The following is a 25031-nucleotide window of genomic DNA, read 5'->3' on the forward strand; positions in this document are numbered from 1 at the left end:
GTGAAGATCGCCGTGATTCAGATCTCCGAGTCGACCACTTCACCCAGGTCGGCCGCCACCAGCTCGTCGCGGATGACCGCGGCGTCGCCCTCGATGACCAGGGTCAGCCCGTTCGGCCGCAGGTGGGCGCGGGCCGCGGCGGACACCTCGGCCAGCGTGGTCTCCAGGTATTGCCGGCGCAGCGTCGCGTAGTAGTCGTCGGGCAGGCCGTGCACGACCAGCGTGCTCAGCGCGCCCACGATCGAGCCCGGCGTCTGCATCTCGACCGAGAGCTGACCGGCCCGCCACGATCGGGCGACCGCCAGCTCGTCCTCGGTGACGCCGGTCTGCTCGGTGCGGGCGATCTCGCCGAGCGTGTCGACGATCGCGGGCACCGTCACGGCGGTCTGCACGCCCGCGGCCACCTCGAACCGGCCGAAGCGGCGGCTCATCGCGTACGCGCCCCGGATGCCGTACGAGTAGCCCTTGACCTCGCGGATCAGATGGTTGAGGCGGGACGTGAAGGCGCCGCCGAGCACCGTCGCGGCCAGCGTCATGGCCACGAAGTCGGGTGTGGCCCGCTCGGGCGCGCGGTGACCGATGCGCAGCGTCGACTGCACCGAGCCGGGCCGGTCGACCAGGATGATCCGGCGTTCCGCCCGCACCGGGACCCCCAGCGGCGGCTCGGGGGCCAGCGGCTCGCCCCCGGTGCCGGCGAAGGCGGCCTCGCCCAGCGCCTCGAGGTCGAGGGTGGCGAGGTCGCCCGCGACCAGCAGCACGCCCGGCCGGCGCAGCCAGGCCTGGTGGAAGGCGAGCACGTCGCCGACCTCGACGGCGGCCACCGAGGCCGGGTCGCCGTGCATCGGGCGGCCGAAGCGCTCGGCCGCGCCGAACAGGTCGGCCCGCAGGGCGGCGTCGGCTCGCGGGCCGGGCTGGGCCCAGTCCATGCGCAGCGCGGTCACCTCGTCGTCACGCACCCGGTTGACGTCGGCCGGGTCGAGCCGGGGTGTGCGCACCGCCTCGGCGGCCAGCCGGACGGCGTCGAGCAGTTGCGGGACGGGCGCCGAGACGCCGACCCGGAACGTGTCCCAGTCGACGCCCGGCGAGAACTCGGCGCCGAGGCTCTCGAGGGCGATGGCGTACGCGGCCGAGTCGCGCTCGGCCGTGCCCTCCTCCAGCGACTTGGCCAGCACGGTGGCCGTGCCCTCGCGGCCGGCCGACTCGCGGGCAGCGCCGGCGTCGAGCAGCAGCATGGCGCTGGCCAGCGCCTGGCCGGGCAGGTGGGCGCCGATGACGGTGCCGCCGGCCACGGTGACCCGCTGCAGGTCGGGGAACGTGTAGGGGCGGGCCTGGCCCGGATCGGGGCGGGTGGCGATGAGCGTCATGCGGATTCCCCGTTCGACTCGGTCTCGGCGGCCTCGGGCAGGTAGGTCAGCGTCACCCGGGACTCGGGCTGGAGCGCGTACGCAGCGGCTTCGGTGACGTCGTCGGCGGTGACCGCGAGCCACTGGGGCAGGCGGTAGCCGGCGGAGGCAGCGTCGCCGAACTGGGTGGCGTAGCGGCTGAGCGTGTCGGCTCGGCCGCCCACGGTGGACACCTGCCGCCACCACGCGGTGGTCAGCAGCGCCTTGGCCCGGGACAGCTCTTCCGGCGTGACCGGTTCGGTGACGAGGCTGCCGATGACCTCGGACAGCCCCTCTTCCAGGGTCTCGACCGAGACACCGTCCTTGGCCGTCGCCGTGATGATCAGCGGGGCCGGCGCGTGGGCCAGATCGACGCCGTACGAGCCGATGTAGTCGGGCTGGGCGATCCGGGCGCCGTCGGCCAGCCGCTGGTAGAGCCGGCTGCCCCGCCCGTCGCCGAGCACCGCGGCGAGTACGGTGATCGCGTCGTAGCCGGCGGTGCCGAACTGGTGGGTGCGGTGGGCCAGATAGAGCCGGGGCGCCGGGACGGCCGCGGTGACCGTCTCGCGGGCGGGCGAGGTGGCCGGGCCGGGCAGATGAGGGCTGGGCGCGGGCGGGATCGAGGCCACCGGCTCGAGCAGGCCGAAGTATTTCTCGGCGAGCGCGAACACCTCGGCCGGTGACGCGTCGCCGGCGACGGTCAGCACGGCGTTGTTCGGCGCGTAGTACTGCTGGTGGAAGGCCTTGAACGTGTCGAGGGAGGCGGCGTTCAGGTCTTCCATCGAGCCGATGGTGGCGTGGTGGTAGGGGTGGCCCTCGGGATAGAGCAGGGCCAGCAGGCGCAGCCAGGCGTCGCCGTAGGGCACGTTCTCGTATCGCTGACGCCGCTCGTTCTTCACCACTTCGCGCTGGTTGTCGAGCGTCTCCTGGGTGAGCGCCGGCACCAGGCCGCCCATCCGGTCGGCCTCGAGCCACAGGGCCAGCTCCAGATGTTCGGCCGGCATGGTCTCGAAGTAGTTGGTGCGGTCGGGGTTGGTGGTCGCGTTGAGTGAGCCGCCGTTGCCCTGCACGAGCCGCATGTGCTCGGTCTTGGCCACGTGCTGGGAGCCCTCGAACATCAGATGCTCGAAGAGGTGGGCGAAGCCGGTCTGCCCGGCGGGTTCGTGGCGCGAGCCGACGTCGTACCAGAGATTGACGCAGACCACCGGGGCGGTCGTGTCCTCACTGACCACGACCCGGAGGCCGTTGTCGAGGCGCGTGGTTTCGATGGGCCACGGATAGCCGGTCGCGACGACCGGCGCGCTGGGTGACGTCACCCACCCATAGTGCCTTGCGGGCGTGCCAGGATGGGCGGCGTGTTGGAGGACATCCGGGTCAATGATCGGCTCACCATCCCGGCGGCCGAGGTGGCGTGGCGTTTCTCCCGCTCCAGCGGCCCCGGTGGCCAGGGGGTGAACACCACCGATTCCCGGGTCGAGCTGTCCTGGGACCTGACCGGTTCCCCCACGCTGCCGACCGCGCTCAAGGAGCGGGCGGTCGACCGCCTGGGCCACCGCCTGGTCAACGGCGTGCTGACCGTCACCGCCTCCGAGCACCGCTCCCAACTGCGCAACCGGGAGGCCGCGGCCGCCCGCCTGGCCGGGCTGGTGGCCTCCGCGATTGCGGCGCCCCCACGCGTACGCCGGGCCACGCGGCCGTCGAGGGGCTCGGTGGAACGGCGGATAGCCGAGAAGAAGCGCCGGGGCGAGACCAAACGGAACCGCCGCTCGGATCCGGGGGACTGACCGTGGCCACCCTCGTCCGCACCAGCCCCACCGTGCTCAGCGGCGGCGCCGGTCCGCTGGTGGTGATCCTGCACGGCCTGGCCGGCAGCGCGGCCGAGATGGCGCCGCTGGCCGGGGCCCTGGCCGACGCCGGGCACCGGGTCGTCGCGCCCGACCAGCGCGGCCACGGCTTCCAGCCCCGCCACCCGGTGGACGTCTCGCGCCAGGCGTACGTCTCCGACGTCCTTGCCCTGCTGGACGAGCCGGCGTGGCTGGTCGGGCAATCCATGGGCGCGCACACCGCGATGCTCGCGGCCGCCGCGGCCCCGGACCGGGTGCGCGGGCTGGTGATGATCGAGGGCGGCGTGGGCGGCTCGACCGACGACTACCCCGAGAAGCTGCGGGCCTTCTTCGCCTCGTGGCCGGTGCCGTTCGCAGACGCGGACGAGGCTCGCGCCTTCCTGGGAAAGCGGGCCGTCACCGAGGCCTGGATCGCCGACTTCGAACGGGGCCCGGACGGGCTGCGGCCGCGCTTCGACCCCGACGTGATGAAGGCGGCGATCTCCGGTGTCGCGGCAACGGCGCGCTGGCCCGAGTGGCACAGCCTCACCGTCCCCACGCTCCTGATTCTCGGCGAGCACGGCAGCGTGCCGGCCGAGGAGGTGAGCCGCATGGCCGCGGCCCGGCAGGTCGTGGTGCCCGGCGCCGGGCACGACGTGCACCTGGACGCGCCGGTGGTGACCGCGCGGCTGGTGCTCGACTTCGTCAGCGGTGGTTGAAGGGGGCCACGGCCTCGCGGTTGCGAGCGGCGTTCTCGGGGCCCAGCAGCTCTTCGCATACGCGGATCAGGCGGGCCCGCAGACCGGCCGCCCGGCGGGCGAACTCGCGCTGCCGGGCCACGTACTCGGCCTTGCCCTCGGGGGTTTCGATCTTGACCGGGGGATGGCCGTAGGAGCTCAGGTCGTACGGGCTGGCCTGCATGTCGAGCAGCCGGATGTCGATGGCCAGGGCGAAGCAGTCGAGGGCCAGGGCGCCCGGCACGGCGGCGCCCAGCTTCGTCGCCCACTTGTGGACATCCATCGCCGCGTGCAGGCAGCCCGGCTGGTCGAGGTCGACCTGGGTGGCCCGGGTGGGCTGGAGCCGGTTGAGCCCGACCGCCTCGGGAGTGAAGAAGCGGAACGCGTCGAAGTGGGTGCAGCGGATCGGGTGCTGCTCGACCACCCGGTCGGTCTCGGCCAGGCCGAGGCGCAGCGGCAGCGGATGGCGGTGGTCGGGGTCGCGGTAGACCATGGCCCACTCGTGCAGGCCGAAGCAGCCCGAGAAGACCGGGCGCGACGCCGTCGCGGTGAGCAGGCCGTGGATGTAGCGCACGCTCTCGCCGCGGGCGTGGAGGTAGGCGTCCTGGTCGAGCGCGACCACACCGTCGGGATAGGTCATGTAGAACTTCCACGCCGAGTGCTCGGCCAGCCCGTCGGGGGCGGGCGCGAGGCCGGCGCCGACACCGGGGTGCCAGCGGCGCAGCACCGAGGGCCGGGTGCCGTAGTAGTCGTACAGGAAATCCTCGATGGCGTGCTTCTCGCCGGTGGCCCGCCGGGCGCGGTGGCCCGCGGTCATCTCGTCGGCCCGCTCGGCGTGCGCCCGGGCCAGAGGAATCCAGGTGACCGAGGGCAGCGTCGTGGTGAGCGCCCTCACCTGCTTGATCCCCATGGGCCCCAGCGTATCCAGCCGAAGCGATCAACACGATCACCGTTCAGCGCGAATGAGAGTGGCGTCCCGCTCCTCATCATGCCCGCGTGCCGAATACATACTTAAGTATGTAGTACACCTACTACATTGCTTGATAGCTTGCTCCCCATGGGAGGAACGACTTTGGCGGGGGCGCTCGCGGCCGGCACGCAGGTGCCACCCGGCGAGCGAGTCATCGATGTCCGCGACCTGCGGATGCGGTACGGGGCGAAAGACGTCCTGACCGGTGTCAGTTTCGCCGCGCGCCGGGGCGAGGTGCTGGCGCTGCTCGGGCCCAACGGCGCGGGCAAGACGACCACGATCGAGATTCTCGAGGGCTTCCGCGTACGGTCCTCGGGCGAGGTGAGCGTGCTGGGCGCCGACCCGGCCGGCGCCGGCGAGGCCTGGCGGGCCCGGGTCGGCGTGGTGCTCCAGTCCTGGCGCGACCATGGCAAGTGGCGGGTCCGCGAGCTGCTCGGCCACCTCGGCGCCTACTACCGGCGATACTCCGCCGAGGCCAGGCCCCGGCCGTGGCCGGTCGACGATCTGCTCGACGTGGTCGGCCTCACCGCTGCCGCCGGCAACCGGGTCAGCCGGCTCTCCGGTGGCCAGCGCCGCCGGCTCGACGTGGCGATCGGCATCGTCGGCCGGCCCGAGCTGCTCTTCCTCGACGAGCCGACGGTCGGCTTCGACCCCGAGGCCCGGCGCGAGTTCCACGACCTGGTGCACCGGCTCACCGATGTGGACGACACCACCGTGCTGCTCACCACCCACGACCTCGACGAGGCCGAGAAGCTGGCCGACCGCATCCTCATCCTGTCCGGTGGCCGCATCATCGCCGACGGCTCGGCCGACGAGTTGTCGCGGCGGGTGGCCGGCGAGAGCGAGATCCGCTGGACCCGCGACGGCCGGCGGTTCGTGCACTCCGCCGCGAATCCCACCCCGTTCGTCCGCGAACTGCTTCTGCAGTACGGCGATGACGTCGCCGATCTCGAGGTGCGGCGCAACAGCCTCGAAGACACGTACATGCGGCTGGTCCACGACTTCGAGGGGGTCCAGAAATGATCGAGACGCTCCGGGTCGGCGCCGAGCGCGGCTTCATCGAGTTCCGCCACACCCTGACCAACGCCCAAGATCTGTGGGGCTACTTCTTCCCGTCGTTCGGGCTGCTCATCACGCTGTACTTCATGGGCGACGCCAAGCTGCCGGGCACCGACTTCTCGCTCGGCGCGAGCACTCTGCCCAGCTCGATCGGCATGCTGCTGGCCTTCGGCGGCCTGATCACCATCGCTCAATACCTGATTGTCGACCGCGAGGACGGCACTCTGCTGCGGGCCAAAGCGACGCCGCACGGCATGAACGGCTACCTGATCGGCAAGGTGGTCTCCACCGGGGGCATGACGCTGGCCTCCGTGCTGGTCGTGCTCGTGCCGGGCTTGTTCCTGGTCGACGGGCTGCAGGTCGATGCCGGCGGGATTCTGACCCTGCTCTGGCTGCTGCCGTTCGCGGTCGTGGCGACCGTGCCGATCGGCGCCGCGCTGGGGTCCCTGCTCGACAATCCGCGCAGCTTCGGTCTGATCATGCTGCCGATCTTCGGGCTGGTCGCGATCTCCGGAATCTTCTATCCGATCACCGCACTGCCGGGCTGGCTCCAAGGCATCGCGCAGGTCTTCCCGATCTATTGGCTGGGGCTGGGCATGCGGTCGGTGCTTCTGCCGGACGCGGTCGCCGCGGTCGAGCTGGGTGAATCCTGGCGCCATTTCGAGACGTTCGGCGTACTGGCCGGGTGGGCGGTCGCCGGCTTGCTGCTGGCGCCGGTCCTGCTGCGGCGGATGGCCCGGCGCGAGTCCGGTTCGGCGGTGGCCGCGCGGCGCGAGCGGGCGATGAACAGTATGGTCCGCTAGTGGGCAGTGAGATCACCTTCAACCGCATCGCCATGCTGCGCGCGGAACGAGGCATCACCCGGCGGCAACTCGCCGACGCTCTCGGGGTGCACTACCAGACGGTGGGCTATCTGGAGCGCGGCGAGTTCAGCCCCAGCCTGCACCTCGCCCTGCGGCTGAGCCGCTACTTCGAGGTCCCGGTCGAGGTCATCTTCTCGCTCGACCCGTTCCCCCGGCTCGGCGCTGCGGCGCCCTCGTCGAACGGCTCGTCCGGCTCGGCGTGAGCCTGGTGACGGCTCGGCCCGCACGCCGGGCGTCCGGCGTAGATTTCTTCTCGAGAGCCGCCAGCCGCGAAGAGGGGATCAACCGTGCGATTCGCCCGTTTTGTTCATGCCGGAGGGGTGTCCTTCGGTGTCGTCGAGGGTGACGCGTCGGGCCTGACCGTCGCCGAGATCGGTTCGCTGCCGTTCGAAGAGGTCCGGTTCACCGGCCAGCGCTGGGCGCTCGCCGACGTCCGGCTGCTCGCCCCGATCTTCTCCAGCAAGGTCATCGGGGTCGGCCGCAACTACGCCGACCACGCGGCCGAACTCGGCAACGAGGTGCCCAAGGAGCCGCTGATCTTCATCAAGCCCTCCACCTCGGTGATCGGGCCCAACGACGCGATCCGCCTGCCCCCGCAGTCGAAGCAGGTCGAGGAAGAGGCCGAGCTGGCCGTGGTGATCGGCGCCACCGGCGCCCGCCGCGTCGACCGGGCCGGCGCCGAGAAGGCGATCTTCGGCTACACCATCGGCAACGACGTCACGGCCCGTGACCTGCAGCGCAGCGACCCGCAGTGGACGCGCGCCAAGGGCTTCGACTCGTTCTGCCCGATCGGTCCGTGGATCGTCACCGGCCTCGACGTGAGCGACCTCGAGATCCGCTGCGAGGTCGGCCGCAACCCCGACGACATGGAGGTGCGGCAGATCGGCCGTACCAAGGACATGGTCTTCGACGTCCCGACCCTGGTGTCGTACGTGTCGCACGTCATGACGCTGCTGCCGGGCGACATCATCCTGACCGGCACGCCGGCCGGGGTCAGCGAGATCACGTCGGGTGACACGGTCTCGGTGAGCATCCAGGGCATCGGCGAGCTACGGAACCCGGTCGTCTCCCTCGACTGACCGCTCGATCCCTTCGAGCTCGGCCGCCGGCTCGGTTTCTTCGTGCTCGGCTGACCGCTCGATCCCTTCGAGCTCGGCCGACCGCTCGGTTCCATCGTGCTCGGCTGACCGCTCGATCCCTTCGAGCAGCAGGCCCAGGCCGTACTCGTACGCGTCCTGGGCCTGTTCGTCGGCGCCCCGGTCGAAGGCGCCGCCGTTCCAGATCGCGGTCATCGTCGGATGAGCCTCGACGTCGAACCAGCTCTCCCACAGCTCGCCGCGCTGAAGCCACCACTCGTCGGTGCTGAGACCGGTCGTACGGCGTAACAGGGCGCTCTCCGCCTCGTGCCGGGCGGCCGAGGTGACCCAGGCCGAGATCGCCGTGGCCGCCGGGTTCAGCTGACGCAGCGGCAGTCCGAGCGTGGCCACTGCCGCCAGCACGTACTCCTGCTCGGCGAGCATGCCCGGCCCGAGCGGTGGCCGCGCCCGCGACACCTCGGCCAGCCACGGATGCGCCCGGTACATGGCGAACGTGCGCTCGGCGTAGTGCCGCACCCGCTCCCGGAAGGTGCCCTCGCCGCGCAGGTCGCGGGCCCAGAACACCTCGTCGACCATGAGGTCGGCCAGCTCGGGCCGGGACGGCACGTACGTGTAGAGGCTCATCGTGGCCACCGAGAGCTCGGCCGCGACACGTGCCATCGACGCCGCCTCGAGCCCCTCGGCGTCGGCTATCCGAATCGCCGTGGACACCACCAGGTCGATGGTGAGCCGAGGCGGGCGGCCGACCGCCTTGCGGGCCGGGACCGAACGCCGCCAGAGCAGCGGCAGGATCCGAGGGCTGAATTCCTCCATGATTCCGTATACCCTACGGGAACTAGGAATGCAGCCTTCAGTCCGGTCAGGGGCGGCGGGCGGGGTGGTCGGACGGGTTGGGAGTACGAAAATGAAGATCTTGGTTACCGGGGCCACCGGCAACGTGGGCCGGATGGTTGTCGACGAGTTACTGGCGCTCGGCGCCACCGATGTGCGCGCTCTCACAGTCGACCCGGCGAAGGCCGCGCTGCCGCCCGGCGTCGAAGTGGTGCAAGGCTTCGTCGGCCGCCCCGAGTCGCTACGGCCGGCGCTGGCCGGCGTCGACGTGATGTACCTCGCGCCGCACATCCCGACGGTCTTCGAAGCCTGCCGCCTGGCCGCAGCCGCCGGCGTCGGCCGCATCGTCGACCTGGCCGGCGCCAAGGGCGACCACTGGCAACAGATCGAAGACGGCGTCGAAGCCTCCGGCGTGCCGTACACCCACCTCGAACCGGGCGAGTTCATGGCCAACTCCACCCTGTGGGCCGCCCAGATCCGCGCCGGCGACGAAGTGCGCGACGGCTACGCGAACTCGGCCAACGCGGCCATCGCCCAGGAGGATATCGCCGCCGTCGCCGCCAAGGTCATCGTCGAGGCCGGTCACGAGGGAAAGTCGTACTACCTCACCGGCCCCGAATCCCTGACCCGCCGCCAGAAGGTCGAAGCCATCGGGCGGGCGCTCGGCCGTGAACTGCGCTACATCGAACTCAGCCACGACGAGGCCGTCGAACAGCTGCGTCCCGCCATGGGTGAGTACGCCGAGTGGTACGTAGAAGGCGTGGCCCTGCTCGCCCAGCACCCCCAGCCCGCCGTCACCACGGTCGCCGACCTGCTGGCCCGACCAGCCACGACGTACGAACAGTGGGCCCGCGCCAACGCTGACCTCTTCCGATGAGGTAACCCGATTTGGTTGGCCCCCTGGCGTCAGGTAAGGTTTTCTCTCGGCACGGGAAACCGGGCCAATGGGGTATGGGGTAATTGGCAGCCCGGCTGATTCTGGTTCAGCTAGTCTAGGTTCGAGTCCTGGTACCCCAGCGCTACCACTCCTGCCGGAGGGGCGGTGCTGGACCTCTGATAGAGTTCAGCCCGTCGCAAACGCGAGAGCGGGAGCACAAAGCAAGTCCTGGCCCCGTCGTCTAGCGGCCTAGGACGCCGCCCTCTCAAGGCGGTAGCGAGGGTTCGAATCCCTTCGGGGCTACATTCTGGGTGACCCTGTCTGCAGAAAGCGCAGACAGGGTCATTCCGCATTTCCCCTGGGGGCCGAGCCCCCAGACCCCACGTTACGGTGCCTGCGGTGGTGGGTGGTGGGGGTGGGTGGTGGGGGTGGGTGGTGGGGGTGGAAGGCCCTTCGGGCCCGGTGGCTCGCCTTCGGCATCGGGGTTCGAGCTACGGTCCCGACGGCCGAACCGCTCACCGACCGCGGTCGGCCCGCGACCGGCCAGCTGATCGTGGCGGTCCGCAAAACCCTGGCCGAGCAGGGCTTGGACGCCGGCCCGGACACGATCTGCTGGCACCTGCAGCACACCCACCACGTCACCGTCTCGCGGGCCACGATCGCCCGGCACCTGACCGCCCAGAACCTGGTCGTGCCCGAACCACCCCACCACCTGCGGCAAAGTCGAGCGCTTCCAGCAAACCCTGAAAAAGTGGCTGCGGGCCCAACCCGTCCAGCCCAGCGACACCACCTGCCTGCAGACCCCCATCGACGCGTTCGTCGACGAGTACAACCACCGCCGCCCCGCACCGCTCACTGCCCCAACATGCCACTCCGGCCACCGCCTACCAGGCCCGCCCGAAAGCCGGCCCCGGCCAGCAACCCAGCAGGCCAACCCACGAACGGCTCCGCCACGATCGCATCGACAAAGCCGGAAAGATCACCCTGCGCTACAGCGGGCAGCTCTACTCCACCGGCGTCGGACGAACCCACACCGGAACCCACGTCCTGATCCTGATCCACGACCTCAACATCCGGATCATCGCCGCCGCCACCGCAGAACTCCTCCGCGAATTCACCCTCGACCCCACCAAGCGCTACCGGCCCACCGGCCGACCACCCGGAAAACAAAGAATCCCTGAACCGCGGGTTCGGTTTTCGATGCCTTGAGACATCACTTCGGGGTTTGAGTAGTGCCGCGCGAAGCGCTGGGGGTGGCTCGCCTTCGGGTACTGGCTGAGTGTCTATCAGCGAGCCTGTGGGCCAGCCGGTACTCCCTGCGTCGAGCCGTCGCCTGACGGCGGATGCGACGCCTGATGATCGAGCCGGACTTCTGCGCCGAGCATGGTTGTCGCCGCGGCGGCAGCTTACGAACGAGCCGCCATCTCAAGACCAAGCCGGGGCGGATGGTCGAGCCGGTCCCGCTGCGCCGCACGTCCGTGAAAGCCAGATATCGCGCTGAGCTAGCTGTCTGTCTGCGCTGGCGAGGTCAACTTGGCGATCGAGTGTCCATCCACTGGCCTTCGAGAGCATGTCGTTCAACGTGTCGGCAATTGAAGCGTTCGGCAGGCCGGGAGGATCGCGTCGGCGAGAGCGCGATGGTCGTCGTTGGGATGGATTCCATCGTCACAGAGCAGATCGTCGTTGCCGTCGAGTACTCGCCGACAGGCATCGAGGTCCTCGACGGTGGACGTAGCCCATGCCGTTGATCGCCAGGTTTATCTCGCGCCAGCCGAGTTCGTCGCTCAGAAGGCTGACCAACGCCCGCGCGGATGCCGGGATGCGCACTGAACAGCAGGGGGCGCAACTGGACCAGAGCCTGGCTCTTGAGAGTCACGCCGGGTCGGCTACGAAGGGGTCCAGACGGCGTTGTCGTGGGCGAACAGGATCTGCTTCGGGTCCAGTGCCAGCAGGCGGTTGAGCCAGGGTGGCTGTTCGCCGACGCCGGCGTGGTGGCCGAGGACGTCGCTGGTGAAGAGGGTTGCGTTGTCGTGGCTCTGGCCGGCCACGATGACTGTGCCGTCGTGGCGGCGGGCCACCAGGGACTGGTGGCCTGCGGTGTGGCCGGGGGTGGGGACGATGAAGACGTCGGGGGCTATTTCGGCTTCGCCGGTCAGTTCTTCGATCTGGGCTCCGGGGTGATCGACCAATTCGGGCAGTGTGTGGCTTTCGGGGGCGCGGGCCAGGGCCAGTTCGGATCGTTGGGCGAAGATGGGGACACCGGCCAGTTCGGGGTTTCCGCCGCAGTGGTCGAAGTGCAGGTGGCAGTTCATCACTGCCCTGACTTCGGTCATGTCTGTGCCGGCGGACTTGAGGGCGGCGGCCAGGGGGATTCGGGTGGGCTGATACCAGGCGTCTACCTCGGCGTTGCCGCCCATGCCGGTGTCGACCAGGATCACGCCGGCGGTGGGGTGTGTGACGACATAGCCCAGAGTCGGCTCGACCCGGGGCGTCCCGGTGCCGGTTTCTTCGGCGGGCCGGATGAAGTAGCCGTAGTTGACGCGCCGCACGGAGATGTCGCTCACCTTGACCAAGCTATCGCTACGCGGCGGCGGATTTTTCACCTCAGAACGAAACCGATTCGCCGGCGGGTGCGAATCGCGGCCCTGCCGTGCGGCGGCCTGGTTGACCGCCGCACGGTTCACACGGTTGTCGCGACGCCGGGTTTCAGCCACGTCAGGCTGTCCGGTGGGAAGGCCGCCTCGATCTGCGTGCGGCCCTCGTGGAAGTGCGACCAGCCCTCGTAGTGCACGGGGACGACGGCGCGGGGCTTGATCCGGTCGACCAGCGTCGCGGCGTCGCGGCCGGTCATGGTGAAGTGGGCCGGGCCGGTCAGGCCGAATTGAACCTTGCCGAGGTGCAGGATGGCGGTGTCCACGGTGAAGCGGTCGGCCACCTCCAGCATGCCGGGGAAGACGACGGTGTCTCCCGAGATCCAGACCACCGATGAGGAGCCGGGCGTCCGGAGGGCGAAACCCGTTGTCGGGCCGACGATCGGCACGCTCCAGGCCGGTCCGTGGCGCGACGGGGTGGCGGTGATCTCGACGTCGCCGATGGTGGTGGTCTGCCACGGGGCCAGACCGGTGACGCCCAGCCGTTTAGCGCCGGCCGGGGTGGTCACCACATCCGGCACGGTCGGCAGCAGCGCCCGGCCGGCGTCGTCCAGGTTGTCGGCGTGCTGGTCGTGGGTCAGGAGCACGCCGTCGATCCGGCCCAGCGACTCGGGCGGCACGGCCGGGCCGGCGGTCTTGCGCGACGACGTGCCCCAGCCGAACGAGTAGCGCCGGCCGGGGGCGTCGAAGGTCGGATCGACCAGCAGCCGCACGCCGCCCAGTTCCAGCAGCGTGGTCGGCCCGCCGATGTGGGTGATGGTCAGCTTCGTCATTTCGCGTGGGCCAGAGCCCATTCGAGGACCTCGTCGGCGATCTGTTCCCAGCCCTTCTGGGCCGGCAGCAGGTGGGCGTACCCCTCGTACTCGCGCCGTTCGGTGATCGTGTTGGACTTGTAGTGCTTGGCGTTCGACTCCTGGATGGCCGGCGGCATGATGTGGTCTTCCGAGCCCGAGACGAACAGCAGCGGCGCCCGGTTGTCGTTGTTGTAGTCGACCCACGTGTCCTGGTGGCCGGGCTGGAAGTTGGCGAGCACGCCACCCCAGAGGATGCCGCCGCTGGCCGGGATCGCGTAGCGCTCGTACAGCGCCCGCGCCTCCTCGTCGGTGAACGTGTTGGTGAAGGCGTACTTCCATTCCTCGAAGGTCAGCGGGATCGCCTTGTGCCGGTTGGCCGGGCTCTTGAGTACCGGGAACGTCGACTTCAGCTGGGACAGCGGCACCACCCGTACGCCTTCGGTGGGCGCCGAGTTCAGTGCTACGCCGGCCGAACCGAAGCCGTGGTCGAGCAGGATCTGGGTGAAGGCGCCCCCGGCCGAGTGCCCGATGATGATCGGCGGCTCGGGCAGCGCGCGGATGGCCTCTTCGTAGTGGGCGATGATCTGCGGCACGGTCACGTTCACCACCGGCGTCGGGTCGGCGTTGAGCGCCTCCACCTCGACCTCGAAACCGGGGTAGCCGGGCGCGATCACGTAGTGACCCTTGGCCTCGTAGTGCGCCTTCCAGTTCTCCCAGCTGCGCGGGGTCACCCAGAAACCGTGGACCAGGACGATGGGCTTCATGCGTCGTACTCCTTCAGAAAGGCCAGCAGATCGGCGGTGAGTTGTTCTCGATGGGTGTCGGTGATGCCGTGCGGCGCACCGGGATAGACGGTCAGGCGGGCGTACTTGAGGCGGGCGGCGGACGCCTGCCCGCCCACAGCGAACGGCACCACCTGGTCGTCGTCGCCGTGGATGACCAGTGCGGGCACGTCGATCGCGTCCAGGTCGGCGCGGAAGTCGGTGCCCGAGAAGGCGGCGATGCACTCGTACGCGTTGCGGTGCCCCGCCTGCAGCCCCTGCAGCCAGAAGGCGTGGCGGATGCCGGACGACACGTCGGCCCCCGGCCGGTTGTTGCCGAAGAACGGGCCGTCGGCCAGGTCCTGGTATTGCTGGGAACGGTCGGCCAGCGAGCCCGCGCGCAGGCTGTCGAAGATCTCGACCGGAAGCCCGCCCGGGTTGTCCCGCGTCCGCAGCATGAACGGCGGCACCGCCGACACCAGCACCACCTGGGCCACCCGCGAGGTGCCGTGCCGCCCCACGTAACGGGCCACCTCGCCGCCGCCGGTCGAGAAGCCGATCAGCGTGATCCGCCACAGATCGAGCGCGCCGATCAGCGTGGCCAGATCATCGGCGTACGTGTCCATCTCGTTGCCGTGCCACGTCTGTGTGGAGCGGCCGTGCCCGCGGCGGTCGTGGGCGATCGCACGGTATCCGTGGCTCGCGAGGGAGAGCTGTTGCGCCTCCCAGCTGTCGGCGTTGAGCGGCCATCCGTGACTGAGCACGACCGGCCGGCCGGCACCCCAGTCCTTGTAGAAGATGTCCGCGCCGTCGGCGGTTCTCACGAAGGCCATGAGCCGATCGTGGTGGGAGCGCACCCATCCGCGAATCCCGTGTGACGCGTAGTCAGTCGTGCGGACCGGTCCGTAGCTGCCGCCGCGAACGCACCCCGAGCTTCCGATAAATCTTGCGCAGGTGGTAATCCACGGTGCTGGCACTCAGGTACAGATGCGCGGCGATCTCCGCGTTGGTCCCGCCGGCTCGGGCCAGGCGGGCCACGGCGGCCTCCTGCGGGGTCAAGGCCGTTTCGTTCTCCTGTACGAAGGTCCGGACGCTTCCGCCGAGGGCGGCGAGCTCACGACGGGCCCTTCCGGCGAACGCCTCGGCCCGTTCCGCCTCGAACAACCGCAGTGCCATGGCGAGTTGGTCGCGGGCGTCGCCCCGGCGCCGGCGGCGGCGCAGCCACTCGCCGTACAGCAGACGGGCCCGCGCCAGATCGCCCACCGCGAGCGTGCCCGACAGCAGTTCGACCGCCTCCCGATAGTGCGGCTCAGCCGATTCCCCGGCGGCCAGCAACGCGCGCGAGCGGGCCAGCAAACCTTGCGCCCACGGCGTCCCGCTGTGCCGCACGGCCTCGGCGAGGTCGCCGTACGCCAGCTTGGCTGTCCGGCGGTCGCCGGCCCGCAGGGCGCACTCGACCAGATCGGGCAGCACCCGGGCGTACAGGCCGGGGGTGCCGAGCTCGACCAGGTGGCTCAGCTGAGCCACTCCGGCTGCGTAGTCGCCGCGGCCGACCGCCATCAAAGCGAGGCTCTGCCGCACGATGGAGACCATCGCGCCCAGACCGATCGCCTCGGCCGCGGGCAGACTCGCCTGCAGGGCCTCGTGGACGCCGTCGCCGGCCCGCCAGGCCAGCAGTTCCGGATGCCGCCAGATCTGTTCCTGGTCGGTGGTCGATCCGATGGACTCCCGGATCCGCCGGCCGGTCGCCTCGTAGCGGTCGGCCTCGGCGAGCCGGCCGAACGACGTCTCGGTCATCGCGGCCAGGAAGACGACGAGGTCGAGCATCTGCAGCGCGCCGGTGGCCCGCGCGTGCGCCTCGGCCCGCCGCAGAATCGTCTGGCGGTTGACGTCGTCCCAGACGAGCGTGCAGAAAGTGACCCCCAGCACGACGTGGCGCAGCACCTCGGCGTCGCCCGCGCCGGCCATCGCCTCGGCCGCGCGCCGCAGATGCGGCCCGGCCTCCGGGTAGCCGCCGTCGAAGAAATTCGCGTACGCGGCCAGCAGCAGATCAGCCGGGGCCGTGAGCTCGCCTGCGGGATGGTCGATGCCGGGTAGCGCGCGGGCGGACCGGGCGATCTCGCGCTGGGTCGTGCCGTGCAGCGACGACTCGACCGAGATGGAGTGTTCCGCCGCCTGCAGCACGGCCGCTCGGGCCCGGTCGGGCGCCTCGCCGCCGAACGACTCGGCCGCGGCCAGGCACATCGCGGACGCCCGCCGGGTCGCCTCGGGGTCGCCGGTGCTCACCGCGGCCACCGCCCGGATCAGCAAGGCCTCGCCCCGGCCGGCCGGGCCCAGCAGAACGTCGTCGGCCGAGTCGAGCAGAGCCAGCGTCCGCACCGGCGATCCGGCCTGCAACGCCGCACCGGCCGCCGCCAGCAGCCATCCGGAACGGGCGGCGGGGGAGTCGGTCAGTTCGGCCGCGCGCACCAGGAACGAGGCGCGGGCGGCATGACCCCCGCGGGCGCCGGCCTGGTTGGCGACGCGGGCCAGCTCGGCCGCGGTCTCCTCGTCGGGCCCGGTCGCCGCGGCCGCCAGGTGCCAGGCCCGCTGATCGGCGTCGTGGGGTTCGGTGGTCGCGGCGGCCAGTGCGCGGTGCACCCTGCGGCGTTCAGTGGCGGAGGCGCCGTTGTAGACGGCGGAACGCACGAGCGGGTGGCGGAATGCGACCTGCTGCCCGCACGAGACGAGCCGGTCCGTCTCAGCCGGTCCGGCGTCGTCGGCGCCCACACCCAGGGCGGCTCCGGCGGTTGCCAGGCGAACCGGGTCACCGCTGGGCTCGGCCGCGGCCAGCAGCAACCACGTGCGGGTGGCGGCGGGATAGTTGAGCACCCGGGCGAGGTAGGTGGCCTCGAGCCGGGCGCCGATCGGCATCGGCTCGGGCAGTGGTGTGCCGCCGGTGAGCTGGTCGGCGGTCAGCTCGCGGCCGAGATCGGTCAGCGCCAGCGGATTGCCGCCGGTGGCGTCGACGATCGAGGTGGCCACCAGCCGGTCGAGCCGGCCGTCGACGACCTCGCCGAGCAGCGCCACACCGGCCTCGCGCCCGAGCCCGGCCACGTCGAGGGCCGGAATGCCGGTCAGGCCGGGATGTTCGGCGCCGCGCAGGCCGAACAGCAGCACGACGCCCTCGGCGTGCAGCCGCCGGGCCACGAAGGCCAGTGATCGCAACGATTCCTGATCGAGCCACTGGGCGTCGTCGACCACGCAGAGCCGGGGCGCGTCGGCGAGCAGGGTCAGGGCGGCCAGACTGACCAGATAGAGATCCGGTGGGGAGCCGTCGGCCAGCCCGCAGGCGACCTCGAGGGCCGCGCGTTGCCGCTCCGGCAGCCGATCTCGTTGCGACAACAGCGGAATGAGCAACCGGTGCAGCGCCGCGAACGGGAACGTGGCCTCCGACTCGATGCCGCTGAGGCGCAGCACGTCCGGTGCGGCGTTCACGGCGTACGTCAGAAGGGCGGTCTTGCCGGCACCGGCCTCGCCCCGCAGCACCAGGCTCGCGCTGCGACCGCGTCGCGCCGCCGCCAGCATGGCGTCGAGCGTGGCGCATTCGCTCTCCCGACCGAACAACCGCACGAGGCGACCCTATCGGCGCCGGAACGGCCGGTCATCAGGTCGGAGCCCGGCGTGCACCCAGGGCCGATCCGTGTGCACAGAGGGCCGATCGACGTGCGCGAAGAGCCGTCCCGAGTGCACAGATGCCGCCCCCGCAAAGCGAAGAGCCGGCTCGCGTACGCGAATGCCCGCGGAAAGGCGGGACCACGCCTCAGAGGCCGGAGAGACGCTGCCCCGCGCGCACCACGGCCATCGCGTGGCGCTCACCCGGGCGCCGGCCGAGACGCTCTATCGGTCCGCTTATCGAGATGGAGGCGATGACCCGGCCCGTGCGGTCGCGGATGGGGGCGGAGACACTGGCCACACCGGGCTCGCGTTCGGCCACGCTCTGGGCCCAGCCGCGGCGGCGCACCTCGGCCAACGTGCGGCCGGTGAACTTGCAGCGCGGGAGCAGCGGCATGACAGCCTCGGGCGGTTCCCAGGCGAGCAGGATCTGGGCGGCCGAGCCGGCCACCATCGGCAGGACCGAACCGACCGGGACGGTGTCGCGCAGACCGCTCGCGCGCTCGGCCGCGGCCACGCAGATGCGCTCGTCGGCCCGGCGCAGATAGAGCTGGGCGCTTTCCCCGGTCGCGTCCCGCAATGCGGAAAGCAGGGGTTCGGCCGCGGTCAGCAGCACGTCCGGCGCGGCGTTGGCCAGCTCGCCCAGGCGGGGCCCCGGGCGCCAGCGGCCCTGGGTGTCGCGCACCAGCATCCGGTGGATCTCCAAGGCCTGGGCCAGGCGATGTGCGGTCGCCCGTGGCAGCTTCGTACGGTCGACGAGTTCGGCCAGGCTGGCGCCGTCGACACAGGCCGCCAAGATGACGACCGCCTTGTCGAGAACGCCGACACCGCTCATACTGTGTCCCACAAGCCGAAACATACCTCCCAGAATTTAGGATGTCCAGATGGTGGGAGTCACTCCGAGGACCCTGGCCGAAAAGGTCTGGGACGACCACGTCGTGCGTGCTGCCGAGGGTGAGCCTGATCTGCTCTACATCGACCTGCACCTGCTGCACGAGGTGACCAGTCCGCAGGCCTTCGACGGTCTGCGCCTGGCCGGGCGCCCGGTGCGCCGCACGGATCTCACGCTCGCGACCGAGGATCACAACACGCCGACCGGCTACGCCGACCCGGCCTTCAACACCAAGCGCGGCGAGCTCTTCACGATCGCCGACACGACCTCGCGGACGCAGATCGAGACCCTGCGGAAGAACTGCGCGGAGTTCGGTGTCCAGATCCGCCCGCTGGGCGACGTCAATCAGGGCATCGTGCACGTGATCGGCCCGCAGCTGGGGCTCACCCAGCCCGGCATGACGATCGTCTGCGGCGACTCGCACACCGCGACCCACGGCGCGTTCGGTGCGCTCGCCTTCGGCATCGGCACCAGCGAGGTCGAACACGTGCTGGCGACCCAGACGCTGCCGCAGTCGAAGCCGAAGACGATGGCGGTCACCGTGGTGGGCGAGCTGCGCCCCGGCATCAGCGCCAAAGACCTGATCCTGGCGCTCATCACGCAGACCGGCACCGGCGGCGGCAACGGCCACATCGTGGAGTACCGCGGCGAGGCCATCCGCAAGCTCTCCATGGAGGGCCGGATGACCATCTGCAACATGAGCATCGAGTGGGGCGCCAAGGCCGGCATGATCGCGCCCGACGAGACCACGTTCGCCTACCTCGAGGGCCGCGAGCACGCGCCCAAGGGCGCGGACTGGGACGCCGCCGTGGCGTACTGGAAGACGCTCGTCACCGACGAGGGCGCCGAGTACGACACCGAGATCATCCTCGACGCCGCGTCGATCAGCCCGTTCATCACCTGGGGCACCAACCCGGGTCAGGGCGCGCCGCTCGACAGCGTGGTGCCCGACCCCGACGAGTTCATCGAGGAGACCGACCGCAGCGCCGCCCGTCGTGCGCTCGACTACATGGCCCTCGAGCCCGGCACCCCGTTCAAGGAGGTTCCGGTCGACGTGGTCTTCGTGGGCTCGTGCACCAACGGGCGCCTGGAGGACCTGCGGGCCGCGGCCGACGTGCTGCGCGGCCACAAGGTGCACGACGACGTCCGCATGATGATCGTCCCGGGGTCGTACAAGGTGCGCGAGGCGGCCGAGGCCGAGGGACTCGACAAGGTCTTCACCGAGGCGGGCGCCGAGTGGCGTTTCGCGGGCTGTTCCATGTGTCTGGGCATGAACCCCGACACTCTCAGCCCTGGTCAGCGCGCTGCCTCGACCTCCAACCGCAACTTCGAGGGCCGGCAGGGCAAGGGCGGGCGTACGCACCTGGTCTCGCCCCAGGTCGCCGCGGCCACCGCCGTGGTGGGCAAGCTCGCCGCCCCGGCCGACCTCTGAGAGAGGGACGAGAGATGGACAAGTTCGTCACCCACAGCGGCAAAGTCATGCCGCTGCGCCGTTCTGATGTGGACACCGATCAGATCATTCCGGCCGTCTATCTGAAGCGGGTCACCCGCACCGGATTCGAGGACGGTCTGTTCAGCGCGTGGCGCGAGGATCCCGGATTCGTGCTCCACAACCCGGCCCACGCGGGCTCCACAATCCTGGTCGCCGGGCCCAATTTCGGCACCGGATCGTCGCGCCAGCACGCCGTCTGGGCGCTGCGCGACTGGGGTTTCAAGGTGGTCATCGCGGCCCGCTTCGGCGATATCTTCCGGGGCAACGCCCTCAAGGAGGGGCTGCTGCCGGTCCAGCTCGACCAGAAGGCCGTCGAGGCGCTCTGGGATCTGGCCGAAAGCGAGCCCGAAAAGCAGATCACGGTGGACCTCGAGGGACGCCGGGTCATCGCCGACGACGCTTCCTGGTCGTTCCCGATCGACGATTTCAGCCGGTGGCGCCTCATGGAGGGCCTCGACGACATCGGACTGACGCTGCGCCATGAGAGCGCCATCACGGAGTACGAAAAATCTCGTCCGTCCTTCAAGCCGGTCGTCGCCTGAGGCGAAAACCCTAGTCGGAACACGCTTTTTCGCCCCCATCGGTTCCCCGGTGGGGGCGAATTCGTTGCAACACAAGGGGTTTTTTGACACGAATGTTTGTGTCCGCTGGTCAGAGGGCATACGGTGCGCGCAGAATGGCTCGCATTGGGCCAGTGAGGCTCGAAACGACGGAGTAGACCCCTACGAGCCTCAGTTCTCACGTTCGGGAGGAAAATCGTGAACAAGGCCGAGCTCATCGAGGCGCTCGCAGCCCGACTGGGTGACCGCAAGACGGCTACGGCCGCTCTTGAAGCGGTCATCAGCGAGGTGGAGAACGCAGTCACCAAGGGCGACCGGGTTGCCATCACCGGCTTCGGCGTCTTCGAGAAGCGGGCACGCAATGCGCGGACGGCTCGTAATCCGCGCACAGGCGAGCCGGTGAAAGTGAAGAAAACGTCTGTGCCGGCCTTCAAGCCCGGCACGGCCTTCCGCGAGATGGTCGCCAGCGGCAAGGTGGCCAAGGCCGCCACCCCGGCCAAGAAGGCCACGGCCACCAAGACCACGGCTACGGCCGCGGCCACCAAGGCAACTGCCGCCACCAAGGCGACGACGGCCCGGAAGGCGGCCACGACCAAGGCTGCCGCCCCGGCCAAGAGCACCGCCACCAAGGCGACGGCCACCAAGGCCACCGCCACCAAGGCCACCGCCACGAAGGCCGCTCCGGCGACCAAGACGGCGGCGGCGAAGAAGACGGCCGCGACCAAGGCTGCTCCGGCCAAGAGCACCGCCACCAAGGCGACGGCAGCCAAGAAGACGGCCGCCACCAAGACCACTGCCGCCAAGGCCGCTCCGGCGACCAAGACGGCGGCGGCGAAGAAGACGGCCGCGACCAAGGCTGCTCCGGCCAAGAGCACCGCCACCAAGGCGACGGCAGCCAAGAAGACGGCCGCCACCAAGACCGCCGCCACCAAGGCCGCTCCGGCGACCAAGACGGCGGCCGCCAAGAAGACGACCGCTCGCAAGACCACGACCGCGGCCACCGCGGCGACTCCGGCTCGCGCCCGCGCCACGGGCACGGCCCGCAAGACCCGCTAGTTCCGCGCGAAAAGGCGTCCACCCGAACGGTGGACGCCTTTCGTGTGTCCGGGTCGGGGGAACGGCAGCGCGCCTACCGTCTGCGGGCATGGGGCGTGATGTGTCGCCGCGGGGACTGTTCGGCCGGTCGCTCATCGCCGCGCTGGTGTTCACGGCCGCCGTGGTGCCGGGCTGGACGCTCGGCGGACTGGCCGAGCGGTACACCGGCTCGGGGCTGCTGGACTGGCTCGTCACGGGGGCCTGGGCCGCGCTCGTCGTGCGCGTGCTGGCTCCGTGGGCCTCGTACCGGCCCCGTGACGCGTGGCTGGGCCTGATCCCGCTCTACAACTGGTATCTGGTCTGTGTGCTCGGCTGGCGGGTCTCGCTGCTGCCCCTGCGCGACTGGGAGCCGCGCGAGGACGAGTTGTGGCGCGCCCGGTGGCTGACCGGCGACCTGATCGGCTTCTGGCGCGCCGACCCGGTACGGGCTAGAGCCGAGCCGGTTCGAGCAGGCGGTCGCCGGTCCAGGTGAGCAGCCAGGCATCGCCCTTGGCGGTCTTGTAGGGCTCGCTGTCGGCCTCGTCGAGCAGGGTGGCCAGCAGGTGCGGGATTATCTTGCCCTGGCTGCAGATCACCGTGCGGCCGCCGGAACGCACATCGAGCAGGCGCTGCGCGGCCAGCTTGGCCTTGGCCGGCGCCTCGTCGGCGTCGGCCGGTTCGGCGAACGCGCCGTCGACGACGATCGGCAGACCGCCGTGCGCGGCCGACACCGGCTCCAGGGTCTGCTTGCACCGCAACGGCGTCGCCGTGATCAGCCTTTCCGGACCGATCGGGCCGCAGATCGCGGCGAACCGCTCGGCTTCGGCCTGACCCTGGGCGTCGATCGGGCGCAGGGCGTCGTTGCCCGACCACTTCTTGCGCTCGCCGGCGTGCGCGTGCCGCACCAGCACGAGCACCGACGTGATCGGAGGCAGGGCGGCGGCGTGCTCGAGCACGGCCCGCTCGTCGGCGTAGGTGAGCCGGGTCGCGGCCTCGTCGAACGGCAGCCACGCGACCTCGTCGACCTCGTCGGTGTCCTGCACCGGGCCGCCGTCACCCACCGTCTCCATCAGCCAGTAGTCGACCGTCTTGGGGCGGCCGTCGGGCAGCGTGTAGGAAACCACCGGCAGGGCGGCCCGGACCCGGGCCGTCTGGCCGGTCTCTTCCAGCACCTCGCGAGCGGCGCCGAGGATCGGCGGCTCGTCGTTGTCGAGCTTGCCCTTGGGCAGCGCCCAGTCGTCGTAGCGGGGGCGATGCACGAGACAGACCCGGCCGTCGCGCACGAGAACGCCGCCGGCGGCGCGGACCGCGGTCGCCTCGTTCACTTGACCGCCTTGCCGATGACCCGGCGCAGCAACGCCTCCTGCAGGTGGACGTGCGGGTCGGTGGGGCTGGCCGGGTGCCGGTGCCAGGTGCCGTCGCCGGCCAGGTCGAAGCCCTCGGTGGTGTCGCTCATCGACAGGTCGAGCACGTAGCGCAGCTCTTCGCGGGCGGTCGGCAGGGTGACCCGCACCAGCGCCTCGACCCGGCGGTCGAGGTTGCGGTGCATCATGTCGGCCGAGCCGATCCAGTATTCGGCGTCGTCGCCGGCGCCGAACCGGAACACGCGCGAGTGCTCCAGGAAGCGGCCGACGATCGAGCGGACCCGGATGTTGTCGGACAGGCCGGGGACGCCGGGCCGCAGCGCGCACATGCCACGGATGATCAGATCGGACCGCACGCCGTCCTGCGAGGCCCGGTAGAGCGCGTCGATGGTCTCCTCGTCGACGAGCGAGTTCACCTTGATCTGCACCAGCGCCTCGCCGCCCGCGCGGGCGATGCGGGCCTGCTCCTCGATCCGCTCGATCAGGCCGGAGCGGACGCCGTGCGGCGCCACCAGCAGGCGGCGGTACGACCGCTGGCGGCTGTAGCCGGTGAGCACGTTGAACAGGTCGGTGACGTCGGCGCCGACCTCGGGGTCGGCGGTCAGCATGCCGAAGTCCTCGTAGAGCCGCGCGGTCTTCGGGTGGTAGTTGCCGGTGCCGATGTGGCAGTACCGCCGGATCTGGTGGCCTTCCTGGCGTACGACCAATGCGGTCTTGCAGTGGGTCTTGAGCCCCACCAGGCCGTAGACGACATGGCAGCCGGCCCGCTCGAGCGTGCGGGCCCAGGCGATGTTGGCCACCTCGTCGAAGCGTGCCTTCACCTCGACCAGCACCACCACCTGCTTGCCGGCGGCGGCCGCGTCGACCAGCGCGTCCACTATCGGCGAGTCACCCGAGGTGCGGTAGAGGGTCTGCTTGATGGCCAGCACGTTGGGGTCGGCTGCGGCCTGCTCGATGAAGCGCTGAACGCTCGTCGAGAACGAGTGGTAGGGGTGGTGGACCAGGATGTCGCTCTCGCGCAGCCGGTTGAAGACGCTCCGCGGCACCTCGCCGTCGGCCAGCTGGGGATGCGTCGACGGCACGAAAGGACGGTCCTTCAGATCGTCGCGGTCGCACTCCCCGAAGACCTGCCACAGGGACGAGAGGTCGAGCAGGCCGGGCACCCGCTGCACGTCCGAGCTGACCACGTCGAGCTCGCGGACCAGCAGGTCGAGCACGTGGTCGCTGATCGAGGCGGCGACCTCGAGGCGCACCGGCGGGCCGAAGCGGCGCTGGGCCAGCTCGCGCTCGAGCGCCTGCAGCAGATCCTCGTCGCGGTCCTCGTCGACCTCGAGCTCGGCGTTGCGGGTGACCCGGAACAGGTGCCATTCCTGCAGTTGCATGCCCGGGAAGAGCTGGTCGAGGTGGACGGCGATGAGCTCCTCGACGGGCAGGAAACGCACGGCCCGGCTGTCGTTCTGCACCGTCACGAAGCGCGGCACGTTGTTCGGAACCTTTATGCGGGCGAACAGCTCGTTCCCGCTGCCGTCAGGATCCCGCAGCACGACCGCGAGGTTCAGCGACCGGTTCGAGATGTACGGGAACGGGTGCGCCGGGTCGACCGCGAGCGGCGTCAGCACGGGGAACACCTGCTCGCGGAAGTACGTGCGCTGGCGTTCCCGCTCGGGGGCGTCCAGCTCGGCCCAGGCGACCACCTCGATGCCCTCGGCCGACAGCTTGGGACGCACCTCGTCGCCGAAGCAGGCCGCCTGCCGGGTCACCAGGTCGGCCGTGCGCTGCGAGATCGTGTCGAGCTGGTTGCGCAACGAGGAGCGGTCGCCACCGCGCATCGGCAGACCGGCCTTGAGCCGGCGCTTCAGGCCCGCGACCCGCACCATGTAGAACTCGTCGAGGTTGCTGGCGAAGATGGCCAGGAACTTGGCCCGTTCGAGCAGCGGGGTCTCCGGGTCCTCGGCCAGCGCCAGCACCCGGGCGTTGAAGTCGAGCCAGGAGAGCTCCCGGTTGAGGAACCTGTCCTCCGGCAGCTCGGGCAGCTCGGGGCTGCCGCGCTCGGTCAGGTCGTCGGGCTCGATACTGGTGGTCACCACTCGCTCCGTCATTGTCGGATCGGCGTCCGCGGTCTCGCACACGGGCGCCGGATCTGCCGTTTC

Annotated in this window: 23 protein-coding genes, 2 tRNA genes and 1 pseudogene; 14 read left to right on the plus strand and 12 right to left on the minus strand. The window is 70.6% G+C overall.

What is annotated here, in order from left to right:
* Positions 1 to 17 precede the first annotated feature (17 nt).
* Positions 18 to 1364, minus strand: a complete 1347-nt coding sequence (locus tag KXC43_RS11330) for a M16 family metallopeptidase (RefSeq protein ID WP_221375938.1) — start codon at positions 1362 to 1364, stop codon at positions 18 to 20.
* Positions 1361 to 2698, minus strand: a complete 1338-nt coding sequence (locus tag KXC43_RS11335; protein WP_221375939.1) for a M16 family metallopeptidase — start codon at positions 2696 to 2698, stop codon at positions 1361 to 1363. Before KXC43_RS11335 ends, KXC43_RS11330 begins: the two co-directional genes overlap by 4 nt.
* A 39-nt stretch (positions 2699 to 2737) precedes the next feature.
* Between KXC43_RS11335 and arfB the strand changes: the two genes are divergently transcribed.
* Complete coding sequence (gene arfB / locus KXC43_RS11340; protein WP_438870872.1) at positions 2738 to 3166, plus strand: alternative ribosome rescue aminoacyl-tRNA hydrolase ArfB; 429 nt, start codon at positions 2738 to 2740, stop codon at positions 3164 to 3166.
* Positions 3163 to 3924: an alpha/beta fold hydrolase gene (locus KXC43_RS11345; protein ID WP_438870876.1), complete on the plus strand. Its 762-nt coding sequence runs from the start codon at positions 3163 to 3165 to the stop codon at positions 3922 to 3924. The genes arfB and KXC43_RS11345 overlap by 4 nt, the downstream gene beginning before the upstream one ends.
* On the opposite strand, the gene KXC43_RS11350 is transcribed toward KXC43_RS11345, so the two are convergent.
* A complete protein-coding gene (locus tag KXC43_RS11350) occupies positions 3911 to 4852 on the minus strand; it encodes a 3-methyladenine DNA glycosylase (protein ID WP_221375941.1) in 942 nt (313 codons plus the stop codon). The two genes, KXC43_RS11345 and KXC43_RS11350, sit on opposite strands and share 14 nt — an antisense overlap.
* 234 nt (positions 4853 to 5086) lie before the next feature.
* Between KXC43_RS11350 and KXC43_RS11355 the strand changes: the two genes are divergently transcribed.
* The 4 genes from KXC43_RS11355 (at position 5087) to KXC43_RS11370 (ending at position 7913) form a co-directional block, all read left to right on the plus strand.
* Complete coding sequence (locus KXC43_RS11355; protein ID WP_255643912.1) at positions 5087 to 5935, plus strand: ABC transporter ATP-binding protein; 849 nt, start codon at positions 5087 to 5089, stop codon at positions 5933 to 5935.
* The gene (locus KXC43_RS11360; RefSeq protein ID WP_221375943.1) at positions 5932 to 6774 is read left to right on the plus strand and encodes an ABC transporter permease; all 843 of its coding nucleotides are present in this window, start codon (positions 5932 to 5934) and stop codon (positions 6772 to 6774) included. Before KXC43_RS11355 ends, KXC43_RS11360 begins: the two co-directional genes overlap by 4 nt.
* Before the next feature lie 32 nt (positions 6775 to 6806).
* Positions 6807 to 7037, plus strand: coding sequence for a helix-turn-helix transcriptional regulator (locus KXC43_RS11365; RefSeq protein WP_221376034.1), 231 nt, complete (start codon positions 6807 to 6809; stop codon positions 7035 to 7037).
* 84 nt (positions 7038 to 7121) lie between these two features.
* Entirely contained in the window at positions 7122 to 7913 is a 792-nt protein-coding gene (locus KXC43_RS11370) for a fumarylacetoacetate hydrolase family protein (protein ID WP_221375944.1), read from the plus strand.
* Here the strand turns inward: KXC43_RS11370 and KXC43_RS11375 are convergent.
* Complete coding sequence (locus tag KXC43_RS11375) at positions 7884 to 8744, minus strand: TetR/AcrR family transcriptional regulator (protein ID WP_221375945.1); 861 nt, start codon at positions 8742 to 8744, stop codon at positions 7884 to 7886. The two genes, KXC43_RS11370 and KXC43_RS11375, sit on opposite strands and share 30 nt — an antisense overlap.
* A 91-nt stretch (positions 8745 to 8835) precedes the next feature.
* On the opposite strand from KXC43_RS11375, the gene KXC43_RS11380 reads away from it, so the two are divergent.
* The 4 genes and pseudogenes from KXC43_RS11380 to KXC43_RS53215 form a co-directional block, all read left to right on the plus strand.
* Positions 8836 to 9639, plus strand: coding sequence for an NAD(P)H-binding protein (locus tag KXC43_RS11380; RefSeq protein ID WP_221375946.1), 804 nt, complete (start codon positions 8836 to 8838; stop codon positions 9637 to 9639).
* A gap of 68 nt (positions 9640 to 9707) precedes the next feature.
* Positions 9708 to 9779: transfer RNA gene (locus KXC43_RS11385), tRNA-Gln, on the plus strand.
* 90 nt (positions 9780 to 9869) lie between these two features.
* Positions 9870 to 9942, plus strand: a tRNA-Glu gene (locus KXC43_RS11390).
* A 404-nt stretch (positions 9943 to 10346) separates the two neighbouring features.
* A pseudogene (locus KXC43_RS53215) lies at positions 10347 to 10820 on the plus strand (integrase core domain-containing protein); the annotation flags it as partial.
* A 705-nt stretch (positions 10821 to 11525) separates the two neighbouring features.
* On the opposite strand, the gene KXC43_RS11400 reads toward KXC43_RS53215, so the two are convergent.
* From KXC43_RS11400 to KXC43_RS11425, 6 genes are all read right to left on the minus strand, one after another.
* The gene (locus KXC43_RS11400) at positions 11526 to 12353 is read right to left on the minus strand and encodes an MBL fold metallo-hydrolase (RefSeq protein ID WP_308129041.1); all 828 of its coding nucleotides are present in this window, start codon (positions 12351 to 12353) and stop codon (positions 11526 to 11528) included.
* On the minus strand, positions 12320 to 13063 hold the full coding sequence (locus tag KXC43_RS11405) for an MBL fold metallo-hydrolase (protein ID WP_221375947.1): 744 nt from the start codon (positions 13061 to 13063) through the stop codon (positions 12320 to 12322). The genes KXC43_RS11400 and KXC43_RS11405 overlap by 34 nt, the downstream gene beginning before the upstream one ends.
* Positions 13060 to 13848, minus strand: a complete 789-nt coding sequence (locus KXC43_RS11410) for an alpha/beta hydrolase (protein WP_221375948.1) — start codon at positions 13846 to 13848, stop codon at positions 13060 to 13062. Before KXC43_RS11410 ends, KXC43_RS11405 begins: the two co-directional genes overlap by 4 nt.
* The gene (locus KXC43_RS11415) at positions 13845 to 14822 is read right to left on the minus strand and encodes an alpha/beta fold hydrolase (RefSeq protein ID WP_438870873.1); all 978 of its coding nucleotides are present in this window, start codon (positions 14820 to 14822) and stop codon (positions 13845 to 13847) included. Before KXC43_RS11415 ends, KXC43_RS11410 begins: the two co-directional genes overlap by 4 nt.
* Positions 14731 to 17457: a helix-turn-helix transcriptional regulator gene (locus KXC43_RS11420; RefSeq protein ID WP_308129042.1), complete on the minus strand. Its 2727-nt coding sequence runs from the start codon at positions 17455 to 17457 to the stop codon at positions 14731 to 14733. Before KXC43_RS11420 ends, KXC43_RS11415 begins: the two co-directional genes overlap by 92 nt.
* Before the next feature lie 190 nt (positions 17458 to 17647).
* Entirely contained in the window at positions 17648 to 18334 is a 687-nt protein-coding gene (locus tag KXC43_RS11425; RefSeq protein WP_023561932.1) for an IclR family transcriptional regulator, read from the minus strand.
* Positions 18335 to 18383: 49 nt separating this feature from the next.
* Here KXC43_RS11425 and leuC point away from each other — a divergent pair, with 49 nt between their 5' ends.
* The 4 genes from leuC (at position 18384) to KXC43_RS11445 (ending at position 22010) form a co-directional block, all read left to right on the plus strand.
* Positions 18384 to 19823 carry a 3-isopropylmalate dehydratase large subunit gene (leuC, locus tag KXC43_RS11430; RefSeq protein WP_221375950.1) on the plus strand — a complete coding sequence of 480 codons (1440 nt, stop codon included), beginning with the start codon at positions 18384 to 18386 and terminating at the stop codon, positions 19821 to 19823.
* Between the two features lie 14 nt (positions 19824 to 19837).
* The gene (gene leuD, locus KXC43_RS11435; RefSeq protein WP_221375951.1) at positions 19838 to 20425 is read left to right on the plus strand and encodes a 3-isopropylmalate dehydratase small subunit; all 588 of its coding nucleotides are present in this window, start codon (positions 19838 to 19840) and stop codon (positions 20423 to 20425) included.
* Between the two features lie 216 nt (positions 20426 to 20641).
* A complete protein-coding gene (locus KXC43_RS11440) occupies positions 20642 to 21499 on the plus strand; it encodes an HU family DNA-binding protein (protein WP_221375952.1) in 858 nt (285 codons plus the stop codon).
* 88 nt (positions 21500 to 21587) lie between these two features.
* The gene (locus tag KXC43_RS11445; protein WP_221375953.1) at positions 21588 to 22010 is read left to right on the plus strand and encodes a hypothetical protein; all 423 of its coding nucleotides are present in this window, start codon (positions 21588 to 21590) and stop codon (positions 22008 to 22010) included.
* On the opposite strand, the gene KXC43_RS11450 is transcribed toward KXC43_RS11445, so the two are convergent.
* On the minus strand, positions 21967 to 22842 hold the full coding sequence (locus KXC43_RS11450) for an NUDIX hydrolase (protein WP_221375954.1): 876 nt from the start codon (positions 22840 to 22842) through the stop codon (positions 21967 to 21969). The two genes, KXC43_RS11445 and KXC43_RS11450, sit on opposite strands and share 44 nt — an antisense overlap.
* Positions 22839 to 24980 carry an RNA degradosome polyphosphate kinase gene (locus KXC43_RS11455; RefSeq protein WP_438870877.1) on the minus strand — a complete coding sequence of 714 codons (2142 nt, stop codon included), beginning with the start codon at positions 24978 to 24980 and terminating at the stop codon, positions 22839 to 22841. The genes KXC43_RS11450 and KXC43_RS11455 overlap by 4 nt, the downstream gene beginning before the upstream one ends.
* Between the last annotated feature and the right edge of the window lie 51 nt (positions 24981 to 25031).

It is taken from the genome of Paractinoplanes polyasparticus (assembly GCF_019710575.1).
Taxonomy (GTDB): Bacteria; Actinomycetota; Actinomycetes; order Mycobacteriales; family Micromonosporaceae; genus Actinoplanes; species Actinoplanes polyasparticus.